Consider the following 744-nt stretch of genomic DNA (forward strand, 5'->3'; position numbering starts at 1 on the left):
CTCTACCCCACCTATGTAACTGTAATGAAGCGATGCCGCTTCAGCCAGTTGTTCTTGCGTCCATCCTTTTGCTTTTCTAAGCTCACGAATCCGGTTACCAACGCTTTCTGGTAAATTCATGGGATCACCTTAGCTAAAGCTAGAAGGGGGAGTCACGTTTGTCTCAGCGCATCTTCTTCTATTCAAAGGCCCCTCGCACCTCTTTAACAATCCTTTTCATTTTATCAATTTGCTTCACACTCAACTCGCTAACTGCAACTGCGTATTCATCAATCGCTGTCCGTTGAGCAGCTTCGGCTTCATTCAAATCAGTCTGGTTTTGAAATAGTTCTACTGGCTGAATGTTTAATGCGGCTACAATTTTCTCTAGGGTATCTATAGAAAAGTTCCGTTCTCCTCGCTCCAATGATCCTATGTATGCATCATCCAGATTTGATAACTCCGCAAGCTGCTGTTGCGTTAATCCCTTTGCCTTCCGTATAGCCCTAATTCTATCTCCAACCGAATTCCGTAAATTTGTCATGTTAATCACCTCTCCTAAAGGTTAGGAGAGTAAAGGCATAAATAGCAGGGTTATAAAGACGGTAAAAGTAATTGAAAATACTACTAATAAGTAGTATATTTGATTCATTGTACTATCCCTTAACCTTTAAATAAAGGCGAATATATTTTTAGAAATGCAGATTACTTTTTAAAAGGAGGCCCCATCCTTGCGCCCTTCCATTCTGAAACTACTGAAGCCGG

2 protein-coding genes are annotated in these 744 nt (G+C 41.0%); both read right to left on the reverse strand.

The features are described 5' to 3' along the window. Window positions 1-120, reverse strand: a 120-nt coding sequence (locus L692_RS31530) for a helix-turn-helix domain-containing protein (protein ID WP_036725948.1), incomplete at its 3' end; no start/stop codon positions are given. Between the two features lie 58 nt (window positions 121-178). After that, the gene (locus L692_RS0126795) at window positions 179-523 is read right to left on the reverse strand and encodes a helix-turn-helix domain-containing protein (RefSeq protein WP_025703010.1); all 345 of its coding nucleotides are present in this window, start codon (window positions 521-523) and stop codon (window positions 179-181) included. Window positions 524-744: the final 221 nt, after the last annotated feature.

It is taken from the genome of Paenibacillus forsythiae T98 (assembly GCF_000520735.1).
Lineage (GTDB): Bacteria > Bacillota > Bacilli > Paenibacillales > Paenibacillaceae > Paenibacillus_AQ > Paenibacillus_AQ forsythiae.